Genomic DNA, 25,915 nt, shown 5'->3' on the forward strand with positions numbered 1-25,915 from the left:
CGATCACGTTTTATGAAATCGGATCGATTCGATCCGATTTCATCGTGATCTAGCCTCAGCCGAGAATGCCGGGCAGGTCCAGGCCCTGCTCGCGGGCGCAGTCGATGGCGATCTGGTAGCCGGCGTCGGCGTGGCGCATGACGCCGGTGGCCGGGTCATTCCACAGCACCCGCTCGACGCGCTTGGCCGCGGCCTCGGTGCCGTCGCAGCAGATCACCATGCCGGAGTGCTGCGAGAAGCCCATGCCGACCCCGCCGCCATGATGCAGCGAGACCCAGGTGGCGCCCGAAGCGCAGTTGAGCAGGGCGTTCAGCAGCGGCCAGTCGGAAACGGCGTCCGAGCCGTCCATCATGGCCTCGGTCTCGCGGTTGGGCGAGGCGACCGAGCCGGAGTCGAGGTGGTCGCGGCCGATGACGATCGGGGCCTTCAGTTCGCCCCTGGCCACCATCTCGTTGAAGGCGAGTCCGAGGCGATGGCGGTCGCCGAGGCCCACCCAGCAGATCCGCGCCGGCAGGCCCTGGAAGTGGATCTTCTCCCGCGCCATGTCGAGCCAGTTGTGCAGGTGCTTGTTCCCGGGGGTCAGCTCCTTGACCTTCTGGTCGGTCCGATAGATGTCCTCCGGATCGCCGGACAAGGCCGCCCAGCGGAACGGGCCGATGCCGCGGCAGAACAGCGGGCGGATATAGGCCGGCACGAAGCCCGGGAAATCGAAGGCGTCGGCGACCCCTTCCTCAAGCGCCATCTGGCGGATGTTGTTGCCGTAGTCGACGGTGGGCACGCCCATCCTGTGGAAGTCGAGCATCGCCTTGACGTGCTCGGCCATGGACTTGCGCGAGGCGGTCTCGACCGCCTTGGGGTCGGTTTCGCGCAGGCGGGCCCACTGGTCCAGGCTCCAGCCCTTGGGCAGATAGCCGTTGATAGGGTCGTGGGCTGAGGTCTGGTCGGTGACCGCGTCCGGGCGCACGCCGCGGCGGACCAGTTCAGGGAAGATGTCGGCGGCGTTGCCCAGGAGGCCGACCGAGATCGCCTTCTTGGCCTTGCAGGCCTCGTCGATCATGGCCAGGGCCTCGTCGAGGGTCTGGGCCATGTGGTCGAGATAGCCGGTGCGCAGGCGCATCTCGATGCGCGAAGCTTGGCATTCCACGGCCAGGCACGAGGCGCCGGCCATCACCGCCGCCAGGGGCTGGGCGCCGCCCATGCCGCCGAGGCCCGCGGTCAGGATCCAGCGGCCGGCGAGGTCGCCGTTGTAGTGCTGGCGGCCCAGCTCCGCGAAGGTCTCGTAGGTGCCCTGAACGATGCCCTGGCTGCCGATGTAGATCCACGAGCCGGCGGTCATCTGGCCGTACATGGCCAGGCCCTTCTTATCCAGTTCGTTGAAATGGTCCCAGGTCGCCCAGCGCGGCACCAGGTTGGAATTGGCGATAAGGACCCGCGGCGCGTCGGCATGGGTGCGGAACACACCCACCGGCTTGCCGGACTGAACTAGCAGGGTCTGGTCGTCTTCCAGCCGCTTCAGGGTGGCGCAGATGGTGTCGAAGCTCTCCCAGTCGCGGGCGGCCCGGCCGATGCCGCCATAGACCACCAATTCCTCGGGGCGTTCGGCCACGTCAGGGTCCAGGTTGTTCATCAGCATGCGCAAGGGGGCTTCGGTCAGCCAGCTCTTGGTCTGCAGTTCGGCGCCGTGGGCGGCGCGGATCACGCGGGTATTGTCGAGGCGGGTCATTGTGGGCTCGCTTGGCGGTCAGGATTGGCGGGAACGGGCGAAGGACAGGCAGGCCTGAAGCACCTGAGTCAGGGCGGCGCGCATAGGGGCGGCGCGTTCCGGATCATAGGGCGTCGGCCAGTCGGCCTCAGTCGGCGGGGCCTGGGGGTCGACCATATAGCCGCGGCAGGCCAGCTCCATCTGGACAGCGTCCACGCCGGTCTCCGGGCGGCCGTAGTGGCGTGTGGTGTAGCCGCCCTTGAAGCGGCCGTTGGTGATGCGGGAAAAGCCGCTGTCGTCGCAGGCTTCCTCGACGGCGGTCGTCAGGGCGGCGTCGCAGCTGGCGCCGCTATTGGTTCCGATATTGAAGTTGGGCAGGGGACCGTCGAACAGGCGCGGGATCAGCGAGCGGATCGAGTGGGCTTCGTAGAGCACCACGACCGGGTGCTCGGCGCGCAGGCGGGCGATCTCGGCCGAGAGGGTGGCATGATAGGGATCGAACCAGGCTTGGCGACGGCGGGCGATCTCGGCTTCATCAGGCGCCTGGCCGTCCCGATAGAGCGGTTCGCCGTCGAAAGTGGTGGTGGGGCAAAGCTCGGTGGTCGCTTGGCCGGGATAGAGCGAGACGCCGCTGGGATCGCGGTTCACGTCGATCACCGTGCGCGAAATCGTTGTCCTGACCAGGGTCGCGCCGAGGCCGCCGGCGAAATCGTACAACCGGTCGATCCACCAGTCGGCGTCCTTTCGGCCCAGCCAGGGCGAGACGAGCTTTGCCTCGATCTCCGCCGGGATCTCGGTCCCGGTGTGCGGGAAGCTGACGATCAGCGGGGCGTCGCCCCGGGTGACCTGCAGCCAGTCGGGATGCGCGCTCATCAGGGGGTCAGCTCCGGCAAGGTCACGGCCGAGGCCGCCGCGATCACCCGGCCGTCGCGGACCATGGCCGTGGCCGCCTGCATGTCGGGATGCATGTGGCGATCGTCCTCCATGAAAGCGACCTCAGCGCGGAGGGCGGCGCGGACGGCTTCGAGGGGCGCGCTGGACTTGAGCGTGCGGTCCTTCTGCAGGTCGCAGCCCTGGGCGGCGACCAGGAGCTCGATGCCGACCACGGCGGAGGCGTTGTCGGCCATTTCCAGCAAGCGCCGGGCGCCGTGGGCGGCCATGGACACGTGGTCCTCCTGGTTGGCCGAGGTCGGGATGGAATCGACGCTGGCCGGATAGGCGCGCTGCTTGTTCTCCGAGACCAGGGCCGCGGCGGTGACCTGCGGGATCATGTAGCCGGAGTTGAGGCCGGGCTTGGGGGTCAGGAAGGCGGGCAGGCCGGACAGGGCCGGGTCTACCAGCATGGCGATGCGCCGCTCGGACAGGGAGCCGATCTCGCAGAGGGTGAGCGCGATCATGTCGGCGGCGAAAGCCACCGGCTCGGCGTGGAAGTTGCCGCCGGACAGGGCTTCGTCAGCCTCGGGGAAAATCAACGGATTGTCGGTGACGCCGTTGGCCTCGGTGGCCAGGGTGGCGGCGGCCTGGCGCAGCACGTCCAGGGCCGCGCCCATCACCTGCGGCTGGCAGCGCAGGCAATAGGGGTCCTGCACCCGATCATCGCCCTTCAGATGCGAGGCGCGGATCTGCGATCCGGCCATCAGCTCACGCAGGGCGCGGGCCGCATCGATCTGGCCCTTGTGCCGGCGCAGGGTGTGGATGCGCGGATCGAAGGGCGTGTCCGAGCCCCTGGCGGCTTCGGTGGACAGGGCGCCGGTGATCAGCGCGGAGCCGAACAGGCGCTCAGCCTCGAACAGGCCAGCCAGGGCGTTGGCGGTGGAGAACTGGGTGCCGTTCAGCAGGGCCAGGCCCTCCTTGGGGCCCAGGGTGACCGGCTCCAGGCCCGCGCCGGCCAGCGCCTCGGTGGCAGGCAGGCGGCGATCGCCAATCTGGATTTCGCCATGGCCGATCATGGTCGCCGCCATGTGCGACAGGGGCGCCAGATCACCCGAGGCGCCGACCGAGCCCTGGGCCGGTACGACGGGCGTCAGGCCCTTGGCCAGCATGGCTTCCAAAAGCCGCATGGTGGCCGGAGCCACGCCCGAGGCGCCCTGGGCCAGACTGCCGAGCTTCAGGGCCATCATCAGCCGGACGATCGGGGCGGGCGTGGCCGGGCCCGTTCCCGCGGCATGGGACAGGACGATGTTGCGCTGGAGCGTGGCGAGGTCCGCGTCGCCGATGCGCACGCTAGCCAGCTTCCCGAAGCCGGTGTTGATGCCATAGACCGGCTCTCCCTTGGCCAGGATACGGGTCACGGCGGCGGCGCTCTCGGCGATCACGGCGTTGGCGGCGGGGTCCAGCCGGACGCTTGCGCCGCGATAGATGGCGCGCCATTGCGCCAAGGAAACCTCGCCAGGGCGAAGGGTGATCTCGGTCAAGACAAAAGCTCCATTCAGCCTTGCGGCCAGACGATCGGAAACAGGGGGTGGTCCATGGGCGCGCCGGGCGGCAGCTCGGCCTCCAGGCCCGGGAAGTCCGGCGAGGTGGTCCAGGCGCGCGGAGCGTGGGTGATGTCGTCGCCCAGGAAGCGCACGGAAAAGACTCGGCGGCGGGCGTCGGCGCCGGCGGAATAGTGCAGGGTCAGCATGTGGAAGCAGACCACGTCCCCCGGCTGCAGCGGCCAGCCGAGGATGCGCCAGGCCGAGCGATCGGCCTCGATGTCGGGCAGGTCGGCCAGGCTGCCTTCCGGAAACCAGCGGGCCTGGTCGTCCATGAAGCTGCGCGGCATCAGCCAGGGGCCGAGGTGCGAGCCGGCGACGAACTGCAAGGTCGAGGCTTCGCTGACCGGATCGACCGGGATCCAGAAGCTGCAGTTCTGCCGGCCGTCGATGTTGTAGTAGGGCTGGTCCTGGTGCCACGGCGTCGGCTGGCGCGTGCCGGGCAGCTTGGTCAGCATGTGGTCGTGATAGAGGCGGGCCGAGTTGGATCCCATCAGGTCGGCTGCGATCTCGCCCAGGCGGGATTCGAAAATGAAGCGCCGGTAGGCGTCATTGTCCCGCCAGTTACAGAAATCCTCGACGAAATAGCCGGGATCGTCCGGGCGGCTGGCGACCTTGGCCCGTGGGCTAGGCTCGGCCAGGTTGGCGTCGATGCCCTCGCGCAGGAGGGCGATCAGGTCGGGCGGGATCACGCCCCTGAGGCAGACGGCGCCATCTCGGGCGAAATCTTCGGCAGGCGTGGTCACTGGCCCCTCCAGACACGGGTGTGAAGTGGGTTGAACCCCATCCGGTAGACCAGCTCGGCCGGCCGCTCGATGTCCCAAATGGCAAGATCGCAGGCCTTGCCGGCCTCCAGCGCGCCAGTCTCGGCCAGGAGGCCCAGGGCGCGGGCGGCTTCTCGGGTCACGCCGGCCAAGCACTCCTCGACGGTCATACGAAACAGGGTCGCGCCCATGTTCATGGTCAGCAGCAGGGAGGTCAGGGGCGAGGTGCCAGGGTTGCTGTCGGTGGCCAGGGCCATGGGCACGCCATGCCGCCGCAGGAGCGCGATCGGCGGCAGCCTGGTCTCGCGCACGAAGTAGTAGGCGCCCGGCAACATCACCGCGACGACGCCCGAAGCGGCCATGGCGGCGACCCCGGCCTCGTCGGTGTGCTCCAGATGGTCCGCCGAGAGGGCGCCGAATTTGGCCGCCAGGGCCGTGCCATGCAGGTTGGAGAGCTGGTCGGCGTGCAGCTTGACCGGCAGGCCGTGGGCGCGGGCGGCTTCGAACACCCGGCGGACCTGCTCTGGCGAAAAGGCGATGCCCTCGCAGAAGGCGTCGACGGCGTCGGCCAGGCCTTCGCGCGCGATGGCCGGCAGCATCTCGCTCGCGATCTTCTCGATATAGGCGTCCTTGTCGCCGGTGGCTTCGGCAGGCAGGGCGTGAGCGCCGAGGAACGTGGTGCGGATGGTGACCGGCCGGGCATCGCCCAGGCTGCGCGCGACCCTGAGCTGCTTGCGCTCGTGTTCGAGGGCCAGGCCGTAGCCGGACTTGACCTCGACCGTGGTGGCGCCCTCGGCGATCAGGGCGTCGAGGCGGGCGAGGGCGCTCGCGGCCAGCTCGGCCTCGCTGGCCGCACGCGTGGCCGCGACCGTGGAGACGATGCCGCCGCCGGCGCGGGCGATCTCTTCATACGAGGCGCCGGCCAGGCGCAGCTCGAACTCGTGCGCCCGGTCGCCGCCATAGACCAGATGGGTATGGCAGTCGATCAGGCCGGGGGTGATCCAGCGGCCGTCGCATTCGATGGTCTCGGCGGCGTCGATCGCAGGCGCTTCGGCCACTGGCCCCGCGTAAAGGATGCGGCCGCCCAAAGCGGCGACAAGGCCGTCCTCGACCACGCCGAGTCCCGGGCGATCCGCCGCCAGGGTCGCCAGTCTCGCGCCTTTCCAGAGTCGATCGCAGCGCATCCGCACCTCGTGATCCGATGGACTCATGCTGGGTCAAATCGCCAAATATGTCTAGACATAATATTCAAGTCTGGCACGATGGGCTCGAACAGAAGGAGACGCGCGTGACCGGCGCCTTGTGGTTCGAGACGGTGCTTCTGCCTGGCGGCTGGGCCGATCGGGTGCGGATGGCCGAGGCCGGCGGAAAGATCGCGGCGGTCGAAATCGGTGCTGAACCGCAGCAGGGCGACGAGCGCGTTCCGATCGGCCTGCCGGGCCTGCCCAACATCCACAGCCACGCCTTTCAGCGCGGCATGGCGGGTCTGGCCGAGGCGCGCGGGCATACCGACGACGATTTCTGGAGCTGGCGCGAGGTTATGTACCGCTTCGTCGACCGCCTGAACCCGGACGATGTGGAAGCCATCGCCGCCCAGGCCTTCGCCGAGATGCTCGAAGGCGGCTTCACCCGGGTGGGCGAGTTCCACTACCTGCACCACGACCTGGACGGCCACGCCTATGCCGACCCGGCCGAACTGTCCGCGCGGATCGCCGCGGCGGCCTCGGCCACGGGGATCGGCCTGACCCTGCTGCCGGTGTTTTATGCCCACAGCGGCTTCGGCGGCGCGCCGCCCAGCCACGGCCAGCGCCGCTTCATCAATGATCCGGATCGCTTTGCGAAGCTGGCTCAAGCGGCCAAGGCGGCCTGCGCCGGGCTGCCCGACGCTGTGGTGGGGGTCGCGCCGCATTCCCTGCGCGCCGTGACGCCGGATGAGCTGGCCTTGGTGTCTCAGGTCTTCCGCGATGCGCCGATGCATATCCACATCGCCGAGCAGGTGCGCGAGGTCGAGGATTGCCTGGCCTGGTCCGGCCGGCGGCCGGTGGCGTGGCTGCTGGACGAGGCCGGCGCCGACGCCCGCTGGTGCCTGGTGCACGCCACCCATGTGACAGAGGCCGAGACGGGGGCCCTGGCGCGGACCGGCGCTGTCGCCGGCATCTGTCCGGTGACCGAGGCCAATCTGGGCGACGGCGTGTTTCCGACCGATCGCTATCTGGCCGCCGGCGGGGCCTTCGCGGTCGGCAGCGACTCCAATATCCTGATCTCGGCCGCTGAGGAGCTTCGCACCCTGGAATATGCCCAAAGGCTGACGCGCAGAGCCCGTAACGTCCTGGCCGGCGGCGCGGGAACCTCGACGGGGCGGACCCTGTTCGACGGTGCGCTTGCGGGGGGCGCCCAGGCCCTGGGTGTCAGCGGGGAGGGGCTCGCCGTCGGTGCGCCGCTCGACGTTGTAAGTTTGAATGCAGAGAGCCCGTCGCTGATCGGCCGCAGGGGCGACGAGCTGCTGGATGCTTGGATCTTCGCCGCCCGGCCGGGCGCGGTCGACCGGGTCTGGCGTCGTGGCCGCAAGGTGGTCGAAGGCGGCCGGCACGTGGCGGCCGAGCCCATCGCCGCTCGCTATCGGCGGACCCTGGAAAAGGTGCTGGCGGATTGAACTCTGCAATCGACATCGCGGTGGGCGAGCGGGCGCTGCACCAGCGGATCACCGCCGATATCGAGGACAAGATCCGCTCGGGCGCCTGGCCGCCGGGCTTTCGCATCCCCTTCGAGCACGAACTGACCCAGCAGTATGGCTGCGCCCGCGCCACCGTGAACAAGGCGGTCTCCGCCTTGGCCTCCGCCGGGCTGATCGAGCGCCGCCGGCGCGCCGGCTCGTTCGTGGCCCGCCAGCACATCCAGTCGGCGGTGCTGGAGATCCTGGACATCGAGGCCGAGGTCACGCGCCGCGGCCAGGCTTATGGCTATGCCCTCCTGTCCAGCAACGTTCGCCGCATCGACCCGGCCGACAGCGACGAGTCGCGGCTGGGTGGGGGCCCGTGCCTGGAGATCCGCTGCCTGCATCTGGCCGACGGCCAGCCGCTGGCCCTGGAGCACCGGCTGCTGAGCCTGGATGTCGCGCCATCGGCGGCCGAGGTCGATTTCGCCAAGACCTCGCCCGGCGGCTGGCTCTTGCGCCACGTGCCCTGGACCGAGGCCGAGCATCGCATCTCGGCGGTCAACCCCGACCGCGCCGACGCGCGCCAGCTCAAAGTCCGCCCCTCCGACGCCTGCCTGTGCGTGCGCCGCTGGACCTGGCGGGTGGGCGAGGGTGTGACCTACGTGCGCCAGCTGTTCCCAGGCGACGCCTACGACCTCGTGGCCCGCTTCACGCCGGGAGCCGGCTAGGCGCGGAAGCTTGCGTGGTTGCCGCCGCCGCGGCCGGTCCCGCCGACCGCTTCGCGGTGCATCAATCGCCCGGGCCTGGCGCCCGTGTCCTCGCCTTCAGCCTGGATCACCTCGCCCTTGACCATGGTCATGACATAGCCGTCAGCCTTCTGCATCAGCCGCTCGGCCCCGCTGGGCAGGTCGTTGAGCATGCGGATCGGGCGATAGCCCAGGCGGTCGAAGTCGATCAGGTTGATGTCGGCGCGAAGCCCCGGCGCAATGCGCCCGCGGTCATTGATGCCGTAGAGCTTTGCGGCGTCCCAAGTCTGCTTGCGCACCATGTGCTCCAGCGTCAGGCGCGGGCCGCGGCTGCGGTCGCGCACCCAATGGGTCAGCAAGAAGGTCGGCGCTCCGGCGTCGCAGATGGTCGCCACATGGGCGCCGCCATCGCCGCCGCCCAGCACAGTGTATGGGCTGGCCAGGAGTTCGTAGGTCGGGTCCAGCGAGCCCTTGGCGTAGCCCATGATCGGCCGGTGCAGGAAGCCTTCGCCCTCGTTCTCCAAGAGAATGTCCAGGGCAACCTCGCGCGGGTCGCGCCCCTCGCGCTTGGCGATGGCCGAGATGGTGGTCGCGGGCTCCGGCTCGTAGTTGGGGTTGGTCCCCAGGGGATAGATGCCGTTCCACTGACTGAAGCCGCCCACGGCGCCCAGGATATTGTTCATGCCCTGGCCGGTCACGGCCGTGCGCAACGCCTCGTCGGTCTTCAGGCGGCGAACACGTTCCTCGTGCGGCAGGTCTGACAGGCTGAGCCAGGCTTCCGAATGAATGAAAGGGTGGTGGCGGCTTCGGAGGCAGACCACGATGCCGATCGAGCGGCAGAACACCTGGGGCGTCACCTGGGCGCCGCGCTCACGGCCCTCGATGCAGGCCTGCAACTGGTCGCGCCACCAGTTGGGCTGAACATGGTTTTGGCCGCACAGGAAGGTGATCGGGCAGCCCGTGGCGGCCGAGATCTGGTTCATCCAGGCCAGTTCGTGCGGCGGGGCGGTGATGTCCTCGCCCAGCAGCCCCGCGGTGACCGCCTCCATCACCCCGCCGCCGGTGTCGGTCAGGGCCCGGGCGAAGGCGGTCAGCTCCTCGACCGTGGCGTAGGTGCCGGGCACCGGCTCGCCGTCCGTGGCGCGGTGGATCACGGTTCGGGAAGTCGAAAAGCCGAAGGCGCCGGCCCGCTGGCCTTCGCGCACCAGGGCGGCCATGGCCTCGATGTCTTCCGGCGTCGCGGGCTCGTTCATGGCGCCGCGCTCGCCCATCACATAGGCGCGCAGGGCTCCGTGCGTGGTCTGGGCGCCCACATCGATGGCGAACGAGCGGGCGCGCAAGGCGTCGAGGTATTCCGGGAAGGTCTCCCATTCCCACTGGATGCCGTCGGACAGGGCCGTACCGGGAATGTCCTCGACGCCCTCCATCAGGCCGATCAGCCACTCGCGCCGATCCGGCTTGACCGGGGCGAAGCCGACGCCGCAATTGCCCATGATGGTGGTGGTGACGCCGTGCCAGAAGGACGGGGCAAGCTGGCTGTCCCAGGTGATCTGGCCGTCGTAGTGCGAGTGAATGTCCACCCAGCCGGGAGTCAGGAGCAGGCCGTCGGCGTTGATCGTTTCATGGGCGGCGGCCGAGATTTTGCCGACCTCGACGATCATGCCGTCGGCAATCGCCACATCGGCCGTGAACGGCTCGGCTCCCGTGCCGTCGACTACGGTGGCGGAGCGTATGATCCGATCGTACATGGCTGGCCTGAATCTTGCGTGGAGCGTAGGTCAAACTGTCGCCTTGTCTTGTTACGATAGACACAGGCTATAAAATTGAGGTTACCGCTTCGAGCGTGACGGCGCCAGAGGCGGTGGAGGGTGGACAAAGATAAATCGTTCGCCTTACGGCGGTGCGCATCAGTAAGTGGCGGCCGTGAGGTGGCAGTATTGTCAGTCGGTTGGCAAATATACTTAATGTGACACCGGTTACATCGGGTGGTTGGTATTGGCGTAGTTTGGCTTTGTCCGGTCTTCACTCCGCTCTTGGGTGGAACCGTAACTGGTTGTAGCTTGTTAGGGCAGTCGAGTGAGGCTGGGCAGGATTCGGTAGGGCTTTGCGGCCTTGGGTTCTCCCGTGAGAGTATGGGTTGAGAGTGAGACGGGCATGATTCCGATCGATCAGGTCTATGGCAAGCTGACCGATGTCTTCCGCGACGTGTTCGAGGACGACGAGCTCGAGCCCACGCCGGAAATGACCGCAGAGGACGTGGACGGGTGGACCAGCCTGGCGCACGTACGTCTCGTTTTGACCATCGAGGAAGCCTTCGGCATTCGCTTTTCGGCGGCTCAGGTCTCGTCCATGGCCAACGTGGGCGATCTCGCCACGACGATCCAGAAGAAGCTATCCTGACCCCAGCCACCGATGACGGGTGGCCCGGAACCGGACTATGAGCTTCACCGTTACGTTCACAGGGTTTGAGGGACGGGGGGATGATGGCTGACGATCTCTATCTGGGCTTGGCGTGGCTGCCGCCCGTAGAGGATTTTCGTGCAGCTTGCGCAGCCCTGCTGGATGGAGAGGGCGAGCAGGGCGCGGCCGTGCGTGGCCTGGCGCGCCGTCGTCTGAACGAGACCCAGCTGAACCGCCTGGCCAACACCATTTCGGCGCTGCGGGAGCAAGGCCGCTCGCTCGCGCCGCTGACCCCGTTCAAGCTGGGGATCGTCGGCAACGGCACGCTGGACCTGATCGGTCCGGCCCTGACGGCCAGCGCAGCTCGACACGGCCTGGATCTCAGCTACGTCACGGTTCCCTACGGTGCGGCGGTGCAGGAGGCTGTTTCCCCGGATTCGGCGCTGAATCGGGCGGGATGCGATGCGGTCTTGATCGCCCTTGACCATCGCGGCCTGCCGCTCCGGCCGAGCCAGGCCGATATCGACGGGGCCGAGCAATCGGTCGCCGACAGCGTCGCCCTCATCACAGCGATCCGTCAGGGCCTGCGCGCCGCCAGCGGCGCCCGGGCAATCGTCCAGACCCTGGCGGCTCCGCCGGAGGCCTTGTTCGGCAGCCTGGACCGCCAGGTCCCGGGCGCAATGCGCCGGCTGACGGACCGCTTCAACGAGGCGCTCGCGGCGAGCCTCGACGACGGCGATGTGCTGTTCGACGTGGCCGCCCTGGCCCAGACCGTGGGGCTGTCGACCTGGCATTCGCCGGTGCAGTGGAACATGGCCAAGCTGCCCTTCGCCGGCGCCTGCCTGCCGATCTACGCCGAGCACGCCGCGCGCCTGGCCGCCGCCATGCGCGGCAAGGGCGGGCGCTGCCTGATTCTCGACCTCGACAACACCTTGTGGGGCGGCGTCATCGGCGACGACGGGGTCGAGGGGATCGTGCTGGGCGAGGGGGACGCAACGGGCGAGGCCTTCCTCAGCGTGCAGCGCATGGCGCTCTCGCTGCGCGAGCGGGGCATCGTGCTGGCGGTCTCGTCCAAGAACGACGAGGCCAACGCCCGAAAGCCGTTCCGCGAGCATCCCGAGATGCTGCTGAAGGAAGACCATATCGCGGTGTTCCGCGCCAACTGGGACGACAAGGCAAGCAACATCCGCCAGATCGCCGAGGAGCTGAACCTGGGCCTGGACGCCATGGTGTTCCTGGACGACAACCCGGTCGAGCGCGGCCTGGTGCGCCGAGAATTGCCCCAGGTGATGGTTCCGGAACTGCCGGAAGACCCGGCGCTATACGCCCGCACCCTGGCCGCAGGCGGCTATTTCGAGGCGGTGACGGTTTCTGACGAGGACAGGAAGCGCGCCGAGTTCTACCAGACCAACGCCAAGCGAGCCCAGGCCAAGGTCGCGGCCACGGATATCGAGGGCTACCTCAAATCCTTAAACATGGAGATGACCGTCCAGCCGTTCGACCCGGTCGGGCGTGCGCGCATCGTCCAGCTGATCAACAAGTCCAACCAATTCAACCTGACCACCCGCCGCTACGACAACGCCGACATTGAAGCCTTCGAGCACGACTCCCAGGTCCTGACGCTGCAGGTCCGGCTCGCCGATATCTTCGGCGACAACGGCATGATCAGCGTGATCATCTGCCGTCCACGCGGCGCGGAGGTGTGGGAGATCGACACCTGGCTGATGAGCTGCCGAGTGCTGGGGCGCGGGGTCGAGCGGATGGTGCTGAACGAGATCCTGCTGCAGGCCCGCGAGCGGGGCGTCAAGACTCTGGTCGGGGTCTATCGGCCGACCGAACGCAACGGCATGGTCAAAGACCACTATCAGGGCCTCGGCTTCACTCAGCTTTCCGCCAGTGACAGCGGTGAGACCGAGTGGGTGCTGTCGGCCACCGCTGAAGTCCCGCTGGCCCCGATGACGGTGGTGCGGCAGGGCTTTCTCTCGGCGGCCGCCTGAACAGTCATGGATGTCCCGTCATTTCCGTTCCTGGCCTTCGCCGCGATCGGCGCGCTGGCCTACAACCTCTCCCGGGCCAGGTGGTGGCGGATATCGGTGCTGCTGGTTTGCAACCTGGCCTTTCTGGCCAGCTTCAGCCACCAGGTCACGGCCTTCATCCCCTATGCCGGCTTCGTGCTGCTGGGCTACGCCTTCGTCTTCGCCATTCAGAACGGCGCGCCGAAGCAGCTTCGACCCATAGCGATCCTCACCATCATCGGCCTGTTCTTCTGGCTGAAGAAGTACAGCTTCCTGCCCTCGGCGACCTATCTGACCTTTCCCTATCTGGCGATGGGGCTGTCCTATGTCTTCTTCCGCATCCTGCACCTGGTCATCGACGCGCATGACCAGGAGACCATCGGCCGGGTCGGGCCGCTCGCCTACCTGAACTACACCTTGAACTTTCACAGCATCGTTTCGGGACCGATCCAGCGCTACGAGGACTATGCGCGGATGACTGACGGCGAACCGGCGCCGCTGGACGTGGTCTCGGTCGGTATCGCCCTGGAGAGGATCGTACGCGGCCTGTTCAAGGTGATGGTGGTCTCGCACCTGCTGTCCATGGCGCAGAAGGCGGTGATGACCCAGCTGCTGTCGCCGGAGACGCTCCTGGAGCATATCCGCGACGGGGCGCTGATCACCGCGCTCTATCCGATCTATCTGTTCTTCAACTTCTCCGGCTACGTCGATTTCGTCATTGGGGTGGCGCGGTTCTTCCGCATCGAACTGCCGGAGAACTTCAATCTTCCATACTCGTCCGCCAGCTTCATCGAGTACTGGAGCCGGTGGCACATCACCCTGTCCAATTGGCTGAAGACCTATGTCTACAACCCGCTCCTGATGGTGCTGATGCGGCGGGTGCGCTCGAAGACCGTTGGCCCTTATCTCGGCGCCATATCGCTGTTCGTGACCTTCTTCCTGATTGGCGCCTGGCATGGTCGGACCTCGGAATTCATGGTCTTCGGCCTCCTCAACGGAGGCGGTGTCGCAGCCAACCAGGCCTATCGGATCTTCATGGCCGACCGGATGGGGCGCAAACCCTTCGCCCAGCTCGGCCGCAATCCGCTCTATATTTCGCTGTGCCGGGGCCTGACCTTTACCTGGGTCGGCGTCACCCTGCTGTGGTTCTGGTCCGACTGGGGCCTGCTCGCCCAGATGACCCGCGCGCTGGGGCCGGTCGGCGTGGTCGGCGCATTCCTCGCGATCTTTGTCTCGGCCACCCTGGTGCTGGAGGCGATGGTCCGAGGCCGCAAGGCGCTGCTCTCGATCGGACGGGCGGATGCGCCGGTGTTCACCTCGCGCTATTTGCGCACGGCCTGGGCGACGGCGCTGGTGGTGTTCGTGGTGGCGTTCCAGACGGTGATGGATTCCCCCGCGCCCGACATCGTCTATAAAGCTTTCTGAAGGGCGGGCGGGGGTGAAGACCGACGTGGATCCGGTTTCCGTCAGATCCGGCGCGCTGCCTGGGCGCGACTTGATCCTGTTGCCGTTGATCAGCCTGCTGACCATCGTGTTCCTCGTCGGCGCGGCCGAACTGGGGGCGCGCTGGGCCTGGCCTGAGGAGAAGGCGGATTCCTGCCTGGCCAAGCATGGCGAGCTGGGCTACCGCGCCCGGCCGAATTGCGTCTCGCGCACCAAGGCGGCGGAAGGGCCGTGGGTCGAGAACCGCTACAACGACTGCGGCCAGCTGTCGGCCAGGTCCTGCCATGCGCCCGCGAACGGCGCCCTGCGCATCGCCGCGGTCGGCTCCTCGATCGGATACACCTATCTCGTGCCCTGGAAGGATTCCTGGCAGGGGCTTATCGCCGAAAGCCTGGGCAAGGCCTGCGGGCGACCGATCGACTTCCAGAGCTTCGCCGGCCTCTACAACATGAACGAGGCGGCGATGCTGGCGCCTCAGGCCGCGGCGACCCATCCTGACGCGGCGGTGATGTTCATCGACGCCACCGACCTGTTCCAATCGCCGCCGCTGGACTTCGACCTGAACCTCGCGGCGCACAAGGACGTCGTCACCCCGCCGCCAGGCCACCTGCCGGGCTGGGAAGGGGTGAAGGACAATCTGCAGTTCAAGCGGCTGAAGGCCGACAGCCGCGCCGCCCTGATGGCCTCGCATTTCCTGTTCAAGAACGAGCGCACCTATCTCGACCTCTACCTGAAGAACGGGGACAAGGCCGATTTCCTGCGCCCGCCGCTGACCCCCGCCTGGCAGGCGCGGCTGAGGGTGCTGGACAAGGACCTGGGCTATATGGCTGACCAGCTGAAGGCCCAGAACGCACCCCTGCTCGTGGTGTTCGCCCCGCAGCAAGCCCAGGCCGAGATCGCCTCCGGCCTCGCCGCGCCAGGGACCGACGCCTATGCCCTCGACCGGGCGGTGCAGGCGATCGTCGAAAAGCACGGCGCCCGGTTCGTCGACGCCACGGCGCTGTTCAAGGGCGTCAAGGGCGTGGCGGCCTACTACTACCCGGTCGACGGCCATTTCAACGCCAAGGGCAATGCGCTCCTGGCCGGGGCGGTGCGCCAGGGCCTCGTCGGGGGACCTAAACCGCTCGTCACGGGTTGCGGCGGGGCGTAGCGGCTGGCGTTCGAAGCCAAAGCTGGGCTATCGATGCTGAAAATTTGCGCAGCCCTCGGGGAGACACGCGCCTTGTCCAGATCAATCCGCCTCATCGCCGCCGCCTTGACCTTCGCTATGGCTGCGGGCGCCGCCCAGGCCGCTCCGCGCGATCTCAAGGCCGGCGCGGTCGCCGCGTCCGACCAGTTCGGAGCCGCTGCGGCGCGAGAGGTGCTGAGGAAAGGCGGCAATGCGGTCGATGCGGCCGTGGCTACGGGCTTCGCCCTGTCGGTCACCTATCCCGAGGCCGGCAATATCGGGGGCGGGGGCTTCATGACCCTCTATGTCGACGGCAAGCCTTACTTCCTCGACTATCGCGAGACCGCGCCGGCGGCCGCCAGCGCCAACATGTATCTCGACGCCAAGGGCGAGGTGGTCCCCAACCTCAGCCTCACCGGCAACCTGGCGGCGGGTGTGCCGGGCACGGTCAAGGGCCTCTGGGAAGCCCATCACCGCTTCGGCAAGCTGAGCTGGGCCCAGGACCTGGCGCCGGCCATCCGCTTGGCCAGCCAGGGCTTCGCCCCCTCCAAGATCATGGTCGCGGTGCGCGACGGCGACCACAAGCAGTTCGAAGGCGAGACCAATTTCGCCACCTATTTCGGGAGCTTCAAGGCCGGCCAGGTGTTCCGCCAGCCCGAGTTGGCGGCCACCCTGCGTCGGATCGCCAAGGACGGCGACAAGGGCTTCTACGAGGGGCCTACGGCCGACCTGATCGTGGCCCAGATGGGGCGCGGCAAGGTCAAGGGCCTGATCACAAAGGATGACCTCAAGAGCTACAAGGTCGCCTGGCGCGAGCCGATCCAAGCCGAATGGCGCGGCTTCCACGTCATCACCGCACCGCCGCCCAGCTCAGGCGGGATCGCCCTCCTGCAACTCCTGGACATGAAGCAGGACGACAAGGCCCTGTTCAAAGGCGTGACCCTGAACTCGCCGCAGTACATGCATCTGGTCTCGGAGCTCGAAAAGCGGGTGTTCGCCGACCGGGCGGCCTATCTCGGCGACCCTGACTTCGTGAAGAACCCGGTCCAGGCCCTGATCGACCCCGCCTACGTTGCCCGTCGGGCGGCTGAGGTCGATCCGCAGAAGCCGTCGGCCCTGGCCGCCGTCAAGCCGGGCCTGGAAAAGCCGCAGACCACTCATTTCTCGATCGTCGACAAGTGGGGCAACGCGGTCTCGAACACCTATACGCTGAACGGCGACTACGGCGCGGGCGTGGTGGTCGAGGGCGCCGGCTTCCTGCTGAACGACGAGATGGACGACTTCTCATCCAAGCCGGGGGTGCCGAACCAGTTCGGGGTGGTGGGCTCGGACGCCAACGCCATCGGACCGAACAAGCGGCCGCTCAGCTCCATGACCCCGACCATCCTGACCAAGGATGGCAAGCTGGCCATGGTGATCGGCACGCCGGGCGGCTCGCGCATCTTCACCTCGGTGTTCCAGGTGCTGGCCGACGTCTATGACTACGATCTGCCTCTGCCCAAGGCCTTGGCCCAGCTGCGCTTCCACCATCAGCTGCTGCCCGAGAACACCATCTTCTCGGAACCTTACGCGCCGTTCGACGCCGGCCTGACCAAGGCCCTGGCCGAGCGCGGCTACAAGGTCGAGGACCAGGACTACAACGGCGATATCGAGGCGATCCGCATCGTCGGCGGCATGCCCCAGCCGGCCTCGGATCCCCGCCAGCGGGGCGTGTCGATGGTGGTGAAGTAAGGCCTATTCGAACTGGAAGTCGTAGATCGAGCCCAGGTCGAGAAGTTCAGTCAGCTGGTCCAGGGCTTCGAGGCTCTGGCGGTGCAGGGCTGGATCGCCCAGCATTTCGGGCGTGACCGCGTCGGGATAGGTCTTTTGGACCCAGGCCTCCAGAGCGGCCAGCTTGGCCTCGTCCAGCAGGAAGCGCTGATCGACGGCGGCGTGCTCCTCGGGCGTGACGGCGACGCGCAGGCGCAGGCAGGCTGGGCCGCCGCCGTTTCTCATGCTTTCGCGCACCTCGACCACATGGGCCTCGGCGATCGGGCCCCCCGAGGCCAGCAGGCGGTCGAGATAAGCCTTGGTCGAGGCGGTCTCCTGGGTCTCGGCCGGCAGGATCAGGGCCATCTTACCCGGTCGGCCCGGCAGGCTGACCAGCTGGCTGTTGAACAGGTAGGAGCGCACGGCGTCGGCCAGGGAAACCTCCTCAGCCGGGACCTCGACCAGCACTAGCTCTGGAAAGGCGCGGCGCAGGGCCGCGATAGTCCCGTCGCGGTCCTCGAAGGCCTGGGCATGGGCGAACAGGACGTGGCCATTGGCCACCGAGACCACGTCGTTGTGGAAGGCGCCGGCGTCGATCGCCTGGGCCGACTGCTGAACGAAGGCGGTGCGTTTCGGGGATAGACCGTGCACGCGAGCGATGCATTCCGAGGCGCGGCGGCGCTGGCGGGCCGGGAAGCCGCCCTCGGGCTTGTCGCCATAGACGAACAGTTCGACGCCGGCCTCGCCGTGGCTGCGGCACAGGCGGCCGTGATTGGCGGCGCCCTCGTCGCCGAGGTGCTGGCCGCCGGGCAGGGGATCGTGCACGGCGAAATGCTCTTCGTCGCCAAAGACCAGGCTCAGCTGCCGGTCGGTGAAGGTCGCCTCCAGGGAGCGGTGCAGGTTCGAGGCCAGGTTGGCCACGGTCAGATGCAGGCGGCCATCTTCGGTGTCGGCGCTGGGCGAGACGGTGGCGGCGTTGGCGGCCCACATAGAGGAGGCTGCGCAGGCGTTCTGGAACAGGGCCTGGTCGGTGCGGTAGGCGGCGGCGATGGCCAGTTCGGGCGAGCCCTTGAACCCCCAGGCATGCAGGGTCGGCAGGTGCGGGCGCTCCTGCGGCAGCAGGATGCCCTGCGGCAGGCCCAACTGCATCAGTCGGCGCATCTTGGAAAGACCCTGTAGCGCCGCCTGCTTCGGCCGGGCGACCTCGCCGGCGTTCTTCGCCGAGGCCAGGTTGCCGAGGCTCAGGCCGCCATAGTTGTGGGTCGGGCCGATCAGGCCGTCGAAATTGATCTCAACCGCTTCGGTCATGCGCGCAGGCCCTGGGTTATGTCGGCGCCGCCGAGGCCGGCCTGCTCGAGGCCCGCCACCGGATAGGCGCAATAGTCGGCCGCGTAGTAGGCGCTGGGCCGGTGGTTGCCGGAGAGGCCGATGCCGCCGAAGGGCGCCTTGCTGGAGGCGCCGGTCAGCGGCCGGTTCCAGTTGACGATGCCCGCCCGGGCCTCGGCCCAGAAGCGGCGGTAGAGGCTCTCGTCATCGCTGATCAGCCCGGCGGCCAGGCCATAGGCGGTGTGATTGGCCTCGGCGATGGCGGCGTCGAAGTCGCGAACGCGGACCAGTTGGAGCAAGGGGCCGAAATATTCTTCGTCCGGCCGGTCGGACACGTCGGTGACGTCGAGCAGGGCGGGAGTCAGGAACGGGCGCTCGGCGTCGGGCCGGGCCAGAGCGCGGATCGTGGGGGCGCCTTTGGCCGCCAGCTCGTCGGCAGCTCGCACGAGCCGATCTGCTGCGGCGTTGGCGATCACCGGGCCCATGAACGGCTGGGGCTCATCGAAGGGCGCGCCGACGATGATGCGGTCGATCAGGGCGGTCACGGCGTCCAGCATGGCGTCGCCCTGCGACCCGGTGGGGAGGATCAGGCGGCGGGCGCAGGTGCAGCGCTGGCCGGCGGAGAGGTAGGCGGATTGTACGATCAGCTGGGCGGCGGCGGCCGTGTCGGCGGCGTCCCAGACGATCAACGGATTGTCGCCGCCCATCTCCAGGGCCAGCATCTTGCCCGGCTGTCCGGCGAACTGGCGGTGCAGGGCGAGGCCGGTCGTGGCGCTGCCGGTGAAGAGCAGGCCGTTGAGGTCCGCATGGCCGGCGAGGGCGCGGCCGGTCTCGGCGGCGCCGACCACCACCTGCAGCACCCCCTCCGGCAGGCCGGCCTGGGCCCAGAGCTCGGCCATGTAGAGGCCCACGGCGGGGGTCAACTCGCTGGGCTTGAAGACGACCGCATTGCCGGCCAGCAGAGCCGGGACGATGTGGCCGTTGGGCAGGTGAGCCGGGAAATTGTAGGGACCCAGCACCGCCAGGACGCCATGCGGCTTGTGACGCAGGGCTTGGATCATGCCGCCAGCCTCCTGGGCGCTCTGGCCGGCGCGTTCGGCCTGGGCGGCGACCGAGATCTCGACCTTGCCGACCACCGAGGCGACCTCGGTCCTGGTCTCCCAGAACGGCTTGCCGGTCTCCTGGCTGATCAGTCGCGCCAGGGGTTCGGCGGCGGCCTTGACCCGCTCGGCATAGGTCCGGGCGATGGCGATGCGTTCGTCGAGGCTGGTCAGGGCCCAGGCCCCGGCGGCCTTGCGGGCGCGGGCCACGGCGGCGTCCACCTCAGCGGAGCCGGCGGACGGCCCAGACCAGAGCGTTTCGCCGGTGACAGGATTGATCGAGGCGATCTCAGAAAGCGACATGGCGGATCTCGTCTCCGGCATCGACGTGCAGGGCGTGGGCGAGCGATTTGGTCAGGCGGCAACCGCCGCCGGCGTCGAGGTGCAGTCGGCCGGTCGTGGCCCGAAAGTCGCCGCCGCGACCCGAGCTGATCAGGCTGAACGGGCTGTCGGCCGCTTCGTCCGCCTTGCCGCCGACGTCGGTGACGGTGGCGAGGCGGCTGTCCTTGACCGCCTTCAGCGTGTCGATATCGGCATGGACGGTTGGGCCCGCGTCGAAGATGTCGACATAGCCGTCGTCGCGGAAACCTTCTTCCATCAAGAGGCGATAGGCCGGCTCGCCCGCCGGATGGGTGCGTCCGATCACGGCCTGGGCCTCAGGCGGGAGGAGCTGGGTGTAGATCGGGTATTTCGGCATCAGGTCGGCGATGAACTGGTTGCCGGTGACGCTGTTCAGCCGGTCTGCTTCGTCGAAGGGCATGTCGAAGAAGTGGCGGCCGAGGGCGTCCCAGAAGGGCGACCTGCCGTGCTCGTCCTGATAGCCGCGCAGGTCGGCGACCACCCGTTCGGCGAAACGCTCGCGCATCTGGGCGATGAACAGGTAGCGGCTGCGGGCCAGCAGGCGTCCGGCCCCGCCCCGGCGCCAGGCGGCGTCGAGGAACAGGCCGCCGACCTCCGAGCAGCCGTCGAAGTCGTTGACCAGGTGCAGCACCTCGCTGCGCAAGGTCTTGCGCAGGCCCACGCTGGTCTGGCTGAGCCGGATCTTGCGATAGGAATAGAAGGGCCACTCGACCCCGATCTCACCGAACACGGTGGCCGTGCCGACGACCTTGCGACTGGCCAGGTCCTCCAGCACCAGGATGTAGGTGGCGCCGGCCTCGGGCGGGGTGCGGTCCTGGAAGCAGTCGTCCGAGCGCTCCAGGCGCTTGGCCAGGGCCTCGCGGTCGGGCGGCAGGTTGGTGAAGCCGCCGCCCGTTTGCAGGGCCAGGGCGTAGAGGGCGTCGAGGTCGGCGAGGCTTGCAGCGCGCACGCGGAAGGCGGATTCGGTCATGCGGCGGCTCCGATGCGGGGCGGGCAGGGGATGGTCCCGGCGGCGAGGCGCATAAGCAGCAGGGCCGAGAGCTGCGCCCGCTCGACCAGGCTTTCGGTGATCAGGAACTCGTCGCGGGAATGGATCAGGCCGCCGCGCACCCCCAGGGTGTCGACCACCGGCAGGCCGGCCTCGGCCAGGTTGTTGCCGTCGCAGCAGCCGCCGGTTGGCTTCCAACTGATGGGTTGGCCGAGTTGGGCGCCGCAGGCGGCCACGGCCTCGAAAAGGGCCTGGGTCGAGGCGTCGAGGGGCTTGGGCGGGCGGGTGAAGCGGCCGTTGAGTTCCAGGGTCAGGCGATGGTCGGCGCCCACGGCGGCGGCCAGACGGGCCAGTTCGGCCTCGACCCAGTGGCGATCCTCGTGCGTCGCCACCCGCGCCTCCAGGCGGCAGAGGGCCAGGTCCGGCACCACATTGGTCGGTCCGCCGCCTTCGATGCGGCCGACATTGATCGTCAGCCCCTCCCGCGCGCCGCTGAGGGCCGCGGCTCGGACGGCGAAGTCGGCGGCGGCCACCACGGCGTTGCGGCCCGAGGCGTGGTCGCGGCCGGCATGGGCCGATACGCCGCGGGCGACCAGGGTGAAGGCCGCGAGGCCCTTCCGGGCGCCGGCGAGGACGCCTTCGGGCGTGGTCGCCGGCTCGTAGACCAGGCCGACATGGGCGCGGGATGCGGCGTCTTGCAGAAGCGCGACGGAACCGATCGAGGAGACTTCCTCGTCGGAATTGATCACCACCTGATAGCCGAGCCGCTCGGCCCAGGGGCTCGCTTCCAGGGCCTTGAGGGCCTCCAGCATGACCTGGAGGCCACCCTTCATGTCGGCGACGCCCGGACCGTTGAGCACGCCCGGCTCGCGCCACGTCGCGGCTTGGAAGGCGTCGTCCTTGGGGAACACGGTGTCCATGTGGCCGGTCAGCAGCACCTGCACCGGGGCCTGGGTGCGGACGGAAAGGTGCAGGTTTCGGCCGCGGCGGATCGTGCGGACCTCGCCGGCGCCGTCGATGGTCTCGACCGGGACTGGGTCCAGCAGGGCTGGCTCGGCGCCCAAGGCGGAAAAGCTGGTCTTGAGGATGCCGGCCATGCGCTCCAGCCCGTCCAGATTGGCCGAGCCGGTGTTCATCGCCGACCAGTCGAGCACGGTCTCGGTCATGCGGCCTTGTGCGCCTTCCAGCGCCGAAAGCACGCTGCGCTCGGCGGCCGAAACGCCATCGCCAAAGAATTTTTCGCGTCCGGTCATGGGATGCTGCTATCGTCGCCCGCTCTCTTCCGCCTTGAAGCATCCTCCTTTTTGGGCCGCATGTCCGATCGAAGAACCGCCCTGCCGCGCAATGTGAACGCCCCGGCCCGCCACCAGGCCGCAGATTCTTTCGTGGACGATCGCGACCTGAAGATCCTGGCCCTTCTGCAGGCCCAGGGCCGTATCTCGAACCAGGATCTGGCGGGCGCGGTCAACCTCAGCCCCAGCGCGGCCCTGCAGCGGGTGCGGCGCCTGGAGGCCGCGGGCCTGATCCGGGGCTATCACGCCGAGATCGATGTGGAGCAACTGCGGCCGGTGCTGACGGTGTTCGCCGAGGTGACCCTGACCAGCCATTTCCCCGACGATTTCGCCCGTTTCGAGGCCGAACTGGCGGCGATCCCCGAGGTGGTCGCGGCGCACCAGATCAGCGGCGCCTACGACTACCTGCTGGAAGTAACCGTCAGCGATATCAACAGCTGGCGTCAGCTCGCCGACCAGCTCCTGGGCGCCGAACTGGGGGTGGCCAAGATCACCACCACGGTCAAGATGAAGACCGCCAAGCCGTTCCGGGGCTATCCGATCTGATGGGCAGGCTCTGGGACATCTCGCAGCCGATCCGGCCCGGTCTGCCGACCTGGCCGGGCGATACGCGCTTCCAGGCCGAGCGGACCTGGCGCATCGAGCCGGGCTGCCCGGTCAATGTCTCGCGTATCGTCCTTTCGACTCATACCGGCGCCCACGCCGACGCCCCCCTCCACTACGATCCCGATGGGGTGAGCGCCGAAGCGATGGACCTTGCGCGCTATATCGGCCCCTGCCGGCTGATCGACGCGCGCGGCGCGCGGGACGTGGTCCGATGGCGAGACGTGGAGGGCGCCATCGAAGGCGCGCCGCCGCGCGTCCTGTTTCGCACGTTCGAGGCTTTTCCCGTCGAGACCTGGACTTCGGACTTCACCGCCATCGACCCTGATCTGGTCGAAGCCCTGGCCGAGCAGGGCGTGGTGCTGATCGGGCTCGACTCGCCGTCGGTCGATCCGGAGGCCTCCAAGGACCTTTTGGCGCACAACGCCATCCGCCGGCGGGGGCTGTCGATCCTGGAGGGGTTGCTGCTCGATGAGCCGCCGCCGGGCGACTATGAGCTGATCGCCCTGCCGCTGCCGCTGGTCGGCCTTGACGCCTCCCCCGTACGGGCGGTCCTGCGGGAGCTGGGCTGAGCGCAGGCAAAGCCGGGCCGTCCACAGCATTTGCGCCCGGCAAGCAGGCTTCGCCGTGATTCGAACGAAATCGGGGACTAGACTGCCTGGCAAATGCGCAGAAAATGTCTGTGCTTGCTCTCGACCTGGCGGCGGACCGCCAAAGGAGGTCGCATGAGGTTTCCCCGGCGCAGCGCGAACGAGACGAACCGCCGCGCGTTCCAGACTGCGGCGACGCGACACATCCCCTGCGCCGGAATGGCACGTTTCGCTTCTATGATGAAAGCGCGAGGATGAAGAAAGCGAATCTGCTAGATTGAATGTCTGGAAGAATTCAAGGTGTTTGCGATCGGCTCAAATCGCGGTTGCGAACTGAAAAATAGGTCGTTGGGGTTCGGCCACACGAACACCCGCGGACTGATGTGTAGCGCCGGTGGTGGGCGCATTGGTTTCTTGTTGCGAAAACATGGCGGTGCTGTGTCCATGACCTCGGTCTGCACAAACAAAACGCAGTTTCGCAATTCGATACCCTTCGAAGAAGAAAGGGCGACTGGTTCCGCAATCCGGCGGGAGTAGGATTCTAATGTTTTCTCTGGCCCTGAACGGCTGAGCGAGGGAATAGCATGACCGACCAATCCGACGTCTTCGACCTCTACTCCTCCTTCTTTGAGAGCCGGAAGCAGACCGAGCTGTCGCTGCGCGACTATCTGAACCTGTGTCGCGAGACGCCGACGACCTACGCCAACGCCGCCGAGCGCATGATCGCCGCCATCGGCGAGCCCGAGGTGATCGACACCTCCACCGATCCGCGCCTCGGCCGGATCTTCATGAACCGCTCGATCAAGCGGTACCCGACCTTCTCCGACTTCTACGGCATGGAGGAGACGATCGAGCGCATTGTCGGCTTCTTCAAGCACGCCGCGCAGGGCCTCGAAGAGCGCAAGCAGATCCTCTACCTCCTCGGGCCCGTGGGCGGCGGCAAGTCGTCCCTGGCCGAGCGGCTGAAGACGCTGATGGAGCGCATGCCGGTCTACGTGCTCAAGGCCGGCGACCAGATCAGCCCGGTGTTTGAATCCCCCCTCGGCCTGTTCGATCCCGAGCGCCTTGGGCCAATGCTGGAAGAGCGCTACGGCATTCCGCGCCGCTATCTGACCGGGCTGATGTCGCCCTGGGCGGTGAAGCGGGTCGGCGAATTCGACGGAGACATCTCCAAGTTCACCGTGGTGCGGCTGATGCCCTCCAAGCTGAACCAGATCTGTGTGGCCAAGACCGAGCCCGGCGACGACAACAACCAGGACATTTCCTCCCTGGTCGGCAAGGTCGATATCCGCAAGCTGGAGTTCTTCGGCCAGAGCGACCCGGACGCCTATTCCTACTCCGGCGGCCTCAACCTCACGACCCAAGGCCTCTTGGAATTCGTCGAGATGTTCAAGGCGCCGATCAAGATCCTGCACCCGCTGCTGACGGCGACGCAGGAAGGCAACTATGTCGGCACCGAGAGCGTCGGCGCGATCCCCTTCCAGGGCATCGTGCTGGCCCACTCGAACGAGGCGGAATGGCAGAGCTTCCGCAACAACAAGAACAACGAGGCCATGATCGACCGCATCTGCGTGATCAACGTGCCCTACTGCCTGCGCACCAACGAAGAGTCGGCGATCTACAACAAGCTGCTTCAATCCAGCGATTTAAGCGAGGCGCCTTGCGCGCCGGCGACCCTGGAGATGCTGTCGCAGTTCTGCGTGCTGTCGCGCCTGAAGCCGCACGAGAACTCCAACCTGTTCTCCAAGATGCGGGTCTATAACGGCGAGAACCTCAAAGACGTGGACCCCAAGGCCAAGTCCATGCAGGAGTATCGCGACGTCGCCGGCGTCGACGAGGGCATGAACGGGGTCTCGACCCGCTTCGCCTTCAAGATCCTGGCCGAGACCTTCAACTTCGACAACGAGGAGGTCGCCGCCGACCCGGTGCACCTGATGTATGTGCTCGAGCAGTCGATCCGCCGAGCCCAGTACCCCGAGGCGGTCGAGAAGCAGTATATCGAGTTCATCAAGGGCGACCTGGCTCCGCGCTACGCCGAGTTCATCGGCAACGAAATCCAGAAGGCCTATCTGGAGAGCTACGGCGACTACGGCCAGAACCTGTTCGACCGCTACGTCGCCTATGCCGACGCCTGGGTCGAAGACCAGGACTTCAAGGACCCCGACACCGGCGAGCTGTTCGACCGCAAGATGCTCGATCAGGAGCTGTCCAAGATCGAGAAGCCCGCGGGGATCGCCAACCCCAAGGACTTCCGCAACGAGGTGGTCAAGTTCGCCCTGCGCGCCCGTGCGGCCAACAGCGGCAAGAACCCGTCCTGGACCTCGTACGAGAAGATCCGCGAGGTGATCGAGAAGCGGATGTTCACCCAGGTCGAGGACCTCTTGCCGGTGATCAGCTTCTCGACCAAGGGCGACAAGGAGACGGAAAAGAAGCACAATGACTTCGTCGCCCGGATGGTCGGCCGGGGCTACACCGCCCGCCAGACCCGCCGTCTGGTCGAGTGGTACATGCGCGTGGACAAGGCCGGATGAGGGCTTAG

General features: G+C 67.6%; 20 protein-coding genes. 10 read left to right on the top strand and 10 right to left on the bottom strand.

Annotated features, from left to right (window positions below; all coding sequences use genetic code 11):
• Nucleotides 1–55 precede the first annotated feature (55 nt).
• Genes hutU through hutI form a run of 5 tightly spaced genes read right to left on the bottom strand, consistent with a single transcriptional unit; the run spans nt 56 to nt 6,124 of the window.
• The gene (hutU, locus tag KCG34_RS02445; protein ID WP_211938817.1) at nt 56–1,723 is read right to left on the bottom strand and encodes a urocanate hydratase; all 1,668 of its coding nucleotides are present in this window, start codon (nt 1,721–1,723) and stop codon (nt 56–58) included.
• An 18-nt stretch (nt 1,724–1,741) separates the two neighbouring features.
• Nucleotides 1,742–2,575, bottom strand: a complete 834-nt coding sequence (gene hutG, locus KCG34_RS02450; protein ID WP_211938818.1) for an N-formylglutamate deformylase — start codon at nt 2,573–2,575, stop codon at nt 1,742–1,744.
• Entirely contained in the window at nt 2,575–4,116 is a 1,542-nt protein-coding gene (gene hutH, locus KCG34_RS02455) for a histidine ammonia-lyase (RefSeq protein ID WP_211938819.1), read from the bottom strand. The genes hutG and hutH overlap by 1 nt, the downstream gene beginning before the upstream one ends.
• A 14-nt stretch (nt 4,117–4,130) precedes the next feature.
• Complete coding sequence (locus KCG34_RS02460) at nt 4,131–4,922, bottom strand: phytanoyl-CoA dioxygenase family protein (RefSeq protein WP_211938820.1); 792 nt, start codon at nt 4,920–4,922, stop codon at nt 4,131–4,133.
• A complete protein-coding gene (gene hutI, locus KCG34_RS02465) occupies nt 4,919–6,124 on the bottom strand; it encodes an imidazolonepropionase (protein ID WP_211938821.1) in 1,206 nt (401 codons plus the stop codon). Before hutI ends, KCG34_RS02460 begins: the two co-directional genes overlap by 4 nt.
• Nucleotides 6,125–6,228: 104 nt before the next feature.
• On the opposite strand from hutI, the gene KCG34_RS02470 reads away from it, so the two are divergent.
• Together KCG34_RS02470 and hutC are read left to right on the top strand one after the other, a co-directional pair.
• Nucleotides 6,229–7,593 (top strand): formimidoylglutamate deiminase, encoded by a 1,365-nt coding sequence (locus KCG34_RS02470; RefSeq protein WP_249138188.1) that lies wholly within the window; start codon nt 6,229–6,231, stop codon nt 7,591–7,593.
• Nucleotides 7,590–8,324, top strand: coding sequence for a histidine utilization transcriptional repressor HutC (gene hutC, locus KCG34_RS02475; RefSeq protein ID WP_249138189.1), 735 nt, complete (start codon nt 7,590–7,592; stop codon nt 8,322–8,324). Before KCG34_RS02470 ends, hutC begins: the two co-directional genes overlap by 4 nt.
• Here hutC and KCG34_RS02480 read toward each other — a convergent pair.
• The gene (locus tag KCG34_RS02480; protein WP_211938823.1) at nt 8,321–10,090 is read right to left on the bottom strand and encodes an N-acyl-D-amino-acid deacylase family protein; all 1,770 of its coding nucleotides are present in this window, start codon (nt 10,088–10,090) and stop codon (nt 8,321–8,323) included. The genes hutC and KCG34_RS02480 overlap by 4 nt on opposite strands.
• Nucleotides 10,091–10,496: 406 nt before the next feature.
• Between KCG34_RS02480 and KCG34_RS02485 the strand changes: the two genes are divergently transcribed.
• The 5 genes from KCG34_RS02485 to ggt all read left to right on the top strand — a co-directional run bounded on the left by KCG34_RS02485 (nt 10,497) and on the right by ggt (nt 17,099).
• Nucleotides 10,497–10,742 carry an acyl carrier protein gene (locus tag KCG34_RS02485; protein WP_211938824.1) on the top strand — a complete coding sequence of 82 codons (246 nt, stop codon included), beginning with the start codon at nt 10,497–10,499 and terminating at the stop codon, nt 10,740–10,742.
• An 80-nt stretch (nt 10,743–10,822) separates the two neighbouring features.
• Nucleotides 10,823–12,739 carry an HAD-IIIC family phosphatase gene (locus tag KCG34_RS02490; RefSeq protein WP_211938825.1) on the top strand — a complete coding sequence of 639 codons (1,917 nt, stop codon included), beginning with the start codon at nt 10,823–10,825 and terminating at the stop codon, nt 12,737–12,739.
• 6 nt (nt 12,740–12,745) lie between these two features.
• Nucleotides 12,746–14,182, top strand: a complete 1,437-nt coding sequence (locus KCG34_RS02495; RefSeq protein WP_211938826.1) for an MBOAT family O-acyltransferase — start codon at nt 12,746–12,748, stop codon at nt 14,180–14,182.
• A 13-nt stretch (nt 14,183–14,195) separates the two neighbouring features.
• The gene (locus KCG34_RS02500) at nt 14,196–15,350 is read left to right on the top strand and encodes an SGNH/GDSL hydrolase family protein (protein ID WP_211938827.1); all 1,155 of its coding nucleotides are present in this window, start codon (nt 14,196–14,198) and stop codon (nt 15,348–15,350) included.
• A gap of 72 nt (nt 15,351–15,422) precedes the next feature.
• The gene (ggt, locus tag KCG34_RS02505; protein WP_249138190.1) at nt 15,423–17,099 is read left to right on the top strand and encodes a gamma-glutamyltransferase; all 1,677 of its coding nucleotides are present in this window, start codon (nt 15,423–15,425) and stop codon (nt 17,097–17,099) included.
• Nucleotides 17,100–17,102: 3 nt separating this feature from the next.
• On the opposite strand, the gene astB is transcribed toward ggt, so the two are convergent.
• From astB to KCG34_RS02525, 4 genes are read right to left on the bottom strand one after another with little or no spacing between them, the layout of a single operon-like run.
• Complete coding sequence (gene astB, locus KCG34_RS02510; RefSeq protein WP_211938829.1) at nt 17,103–18,425, bottom strand: N-succinylarginine dihydrolase; 1,323 nt, start codon at nt 18,423–18,425, stop codon at nt 17,103–17,105.
• A complete protein-coding gene (astD, locus tag KCG34_RS02515; protein ID WP_211938830.1) occupies nt 18,422–19,846 on the bottom strand; it encodes a succinylglutamate-semialdehyde dehydrogenase in 1,425 nt (474 codons plus the stop codon). Before astD ends, astB begins: the two co-directional genes overlap by 4 nt.
• Nucleotides 19,833–20,873, bottom strand: coding sequence for an arginine N-succinyltransferase (astA, locus tag KCG34_RS02520; protein ID WP_211938831.1), 1,041 nt, complete (start codon nt 20,871–20,873; stop codon nt 19,833–19,835). The genes astD and astA overlap by 14 nt, the downstream gene beginning before the upstream one ends.
• A complete protein-coding gene (locus KCG34_RS02525; RefSeq protein WP_211938832.1) occupies nt 20,870–22,144 on the bottom strand; it encodes a hydrolase in 1,275 nt (424 codons plus the stop codon). Before KCG34_RS02525 ends, astA begins: the two co-directional genes overlap by 4 nt.
• A gap of 60 nt (nt 22,145–22,204) precedes the next feature.
• Between KCG34_RS02525 and KCG34_RS02530 the strand changes: the two genes are divergently transcribed.
• The 3 genes from KCG34_RS02530 (at nt 22,205) to KCG34_RS02540 (ending at nt 25,907) form a co-directional block, all read left to right on the top strand.
• The gene (locus KCG34_RS02530; RefSeq protein ID WP_211938833.1) at nt 22,205–22,729 is read left to right on the top strand and encodes an Lrp/AsnC family transcriptional regulator; all 525 of its coding nucleotides are present in this window, start codon (nt 22,205–22,207) and stop codon (nt 22,727–22,729) included.
• Nucleotides 22,729–23,358, top strand: a complete 630-nt coding sequence (gene kynB, locus KCG34_RS02535) for an arylformamidase (RefSeq protein WP_211938834.1) — start codon at nt 22,729–22,731, stop codon at nt 23,356–23,358. Before KCG34_RS02530 ends, kynB begins: the two co-directional genes overlap by 1 nt.
• Before the next feature lie 602 nt (nt 23,359–23,960).
• Entirely contained in the window at nt 23,961–25,907 is a 1,947-nt protein-coding gene (locus KCG34_RS02540) for a PrkA family serine protein kinase (protein ID WP_211938835.1), read from the top strand.
• Nucleotides 25,908–25,915: the final 8 nt, after the last annotated feature.

Source organism: Phenylobacterium montanum (assembly GCF_018135625.1).
Lineage (GTDB): Bacteria > Pseudomonadota > Alphaproteobacteria > Caulobacterales > Caulobacteraceae > Poindextera > Poindextera montana.

Excerpts from the sequence above, each read along its gene's own strand:
- KCG34_RS02540 (WP_211938835.1), top strand. The coding sequence starts at position 23,961 with ATGACCGACCAATCCGACGTCTTCGACCTCTACTCCTCCTTCTTTGAG.
- KCG34_RS02480 (WP_211938823.1), bottom strand. The coding sequence starts at position 10,090 with ATGTACGATCGGATCATACGCTCCGCCACCGTAGTCGACGGCACGGGA.
- hutG (WP_211938818.1), bottom strand. The coding sequence starts at position 2,575 with ATGAGCGCGCATCCCGACTGGCTGCAGGTCACCCGGGGCGACGCCCCG.
- KCG34_RS02525 (WP_211938832.1), bottom strand. The coding sequence starts at position 22,144 with ATGACCGGACGCGAAAAATTCTTTGGCGATGGCGTTTCGGCCGCCGAG.
- KCG34_RS02530 (WP_211938833.1), top strand. The coding sequence starts at position 22,205 with ATGTCCGATCGAAGAACCGCCCTGCCGCGCAATGTGAACGCCCCGGCC.
- hutU (WP_211938817.1), bottom strand. The coding sequence starts at position 1,723 with ATGACCCGCCTCGACAATACCCGCGTGATCCGCGCCGCCCACGGCGCC.
- hutI (WP_211938821.1), bottom strand. The coding sequence starts at position 6,124 with ATGCGCTGCGATCGACTCTGGAAAGGCGCGAGACTGGCGACCCTGGCG.
- KCG34_RS02490 (WP_211938825.1), top strand. The coding sequence starts at position 10,823 with ATGATGGCTGACGATCTCTATCTGGGCTTGGCGTGGCTGCCGCCCGTA.
- astA (WP_211938831.1), bottom strand. The coding sequence starts at position 20,873 with ATGACCGAATCCGCCTTCCGCGTGCGCGCTGCAAGCCTCGCCGACCTC.
- KCG34_RS02485 (WP_211938824.1), top strand. The coding sequence starts at position 10,497 with ATGATTCCGATCGATCAGGTCTATGGCAAGCTGACCGATGTCTTCCGC.
- kynB (WP_211938834.1), top strand. The coding sequence starts at position 22,729 with ATGGGCAGGCTCTGGGACATCTCGCAGCCGATCCGGCCCGGTCTGCCG.
- KCG34_RS02495 (WP_211938826.1), top strand. The coding sequence starts at position 12,746 with ATGGATGTCCCGTCATTTCCGTTCCTGGCCTTCGCCGCGATCGGCGCG.
- astB (WP_211938829.1), bottom strand. The coding sequence starts at position 18,425 with ATGACCGAAGCGGTTGAGATCAATTTCGACGGCCTGATCGGCCCGACC.
- astD (WP_211938830.1), bottom strand. The coding sequence starts at position 19,846 with ATGTCGCTTTCTGAGATCGCCTCGATCAATCCTGTCACCGGCGAAACG.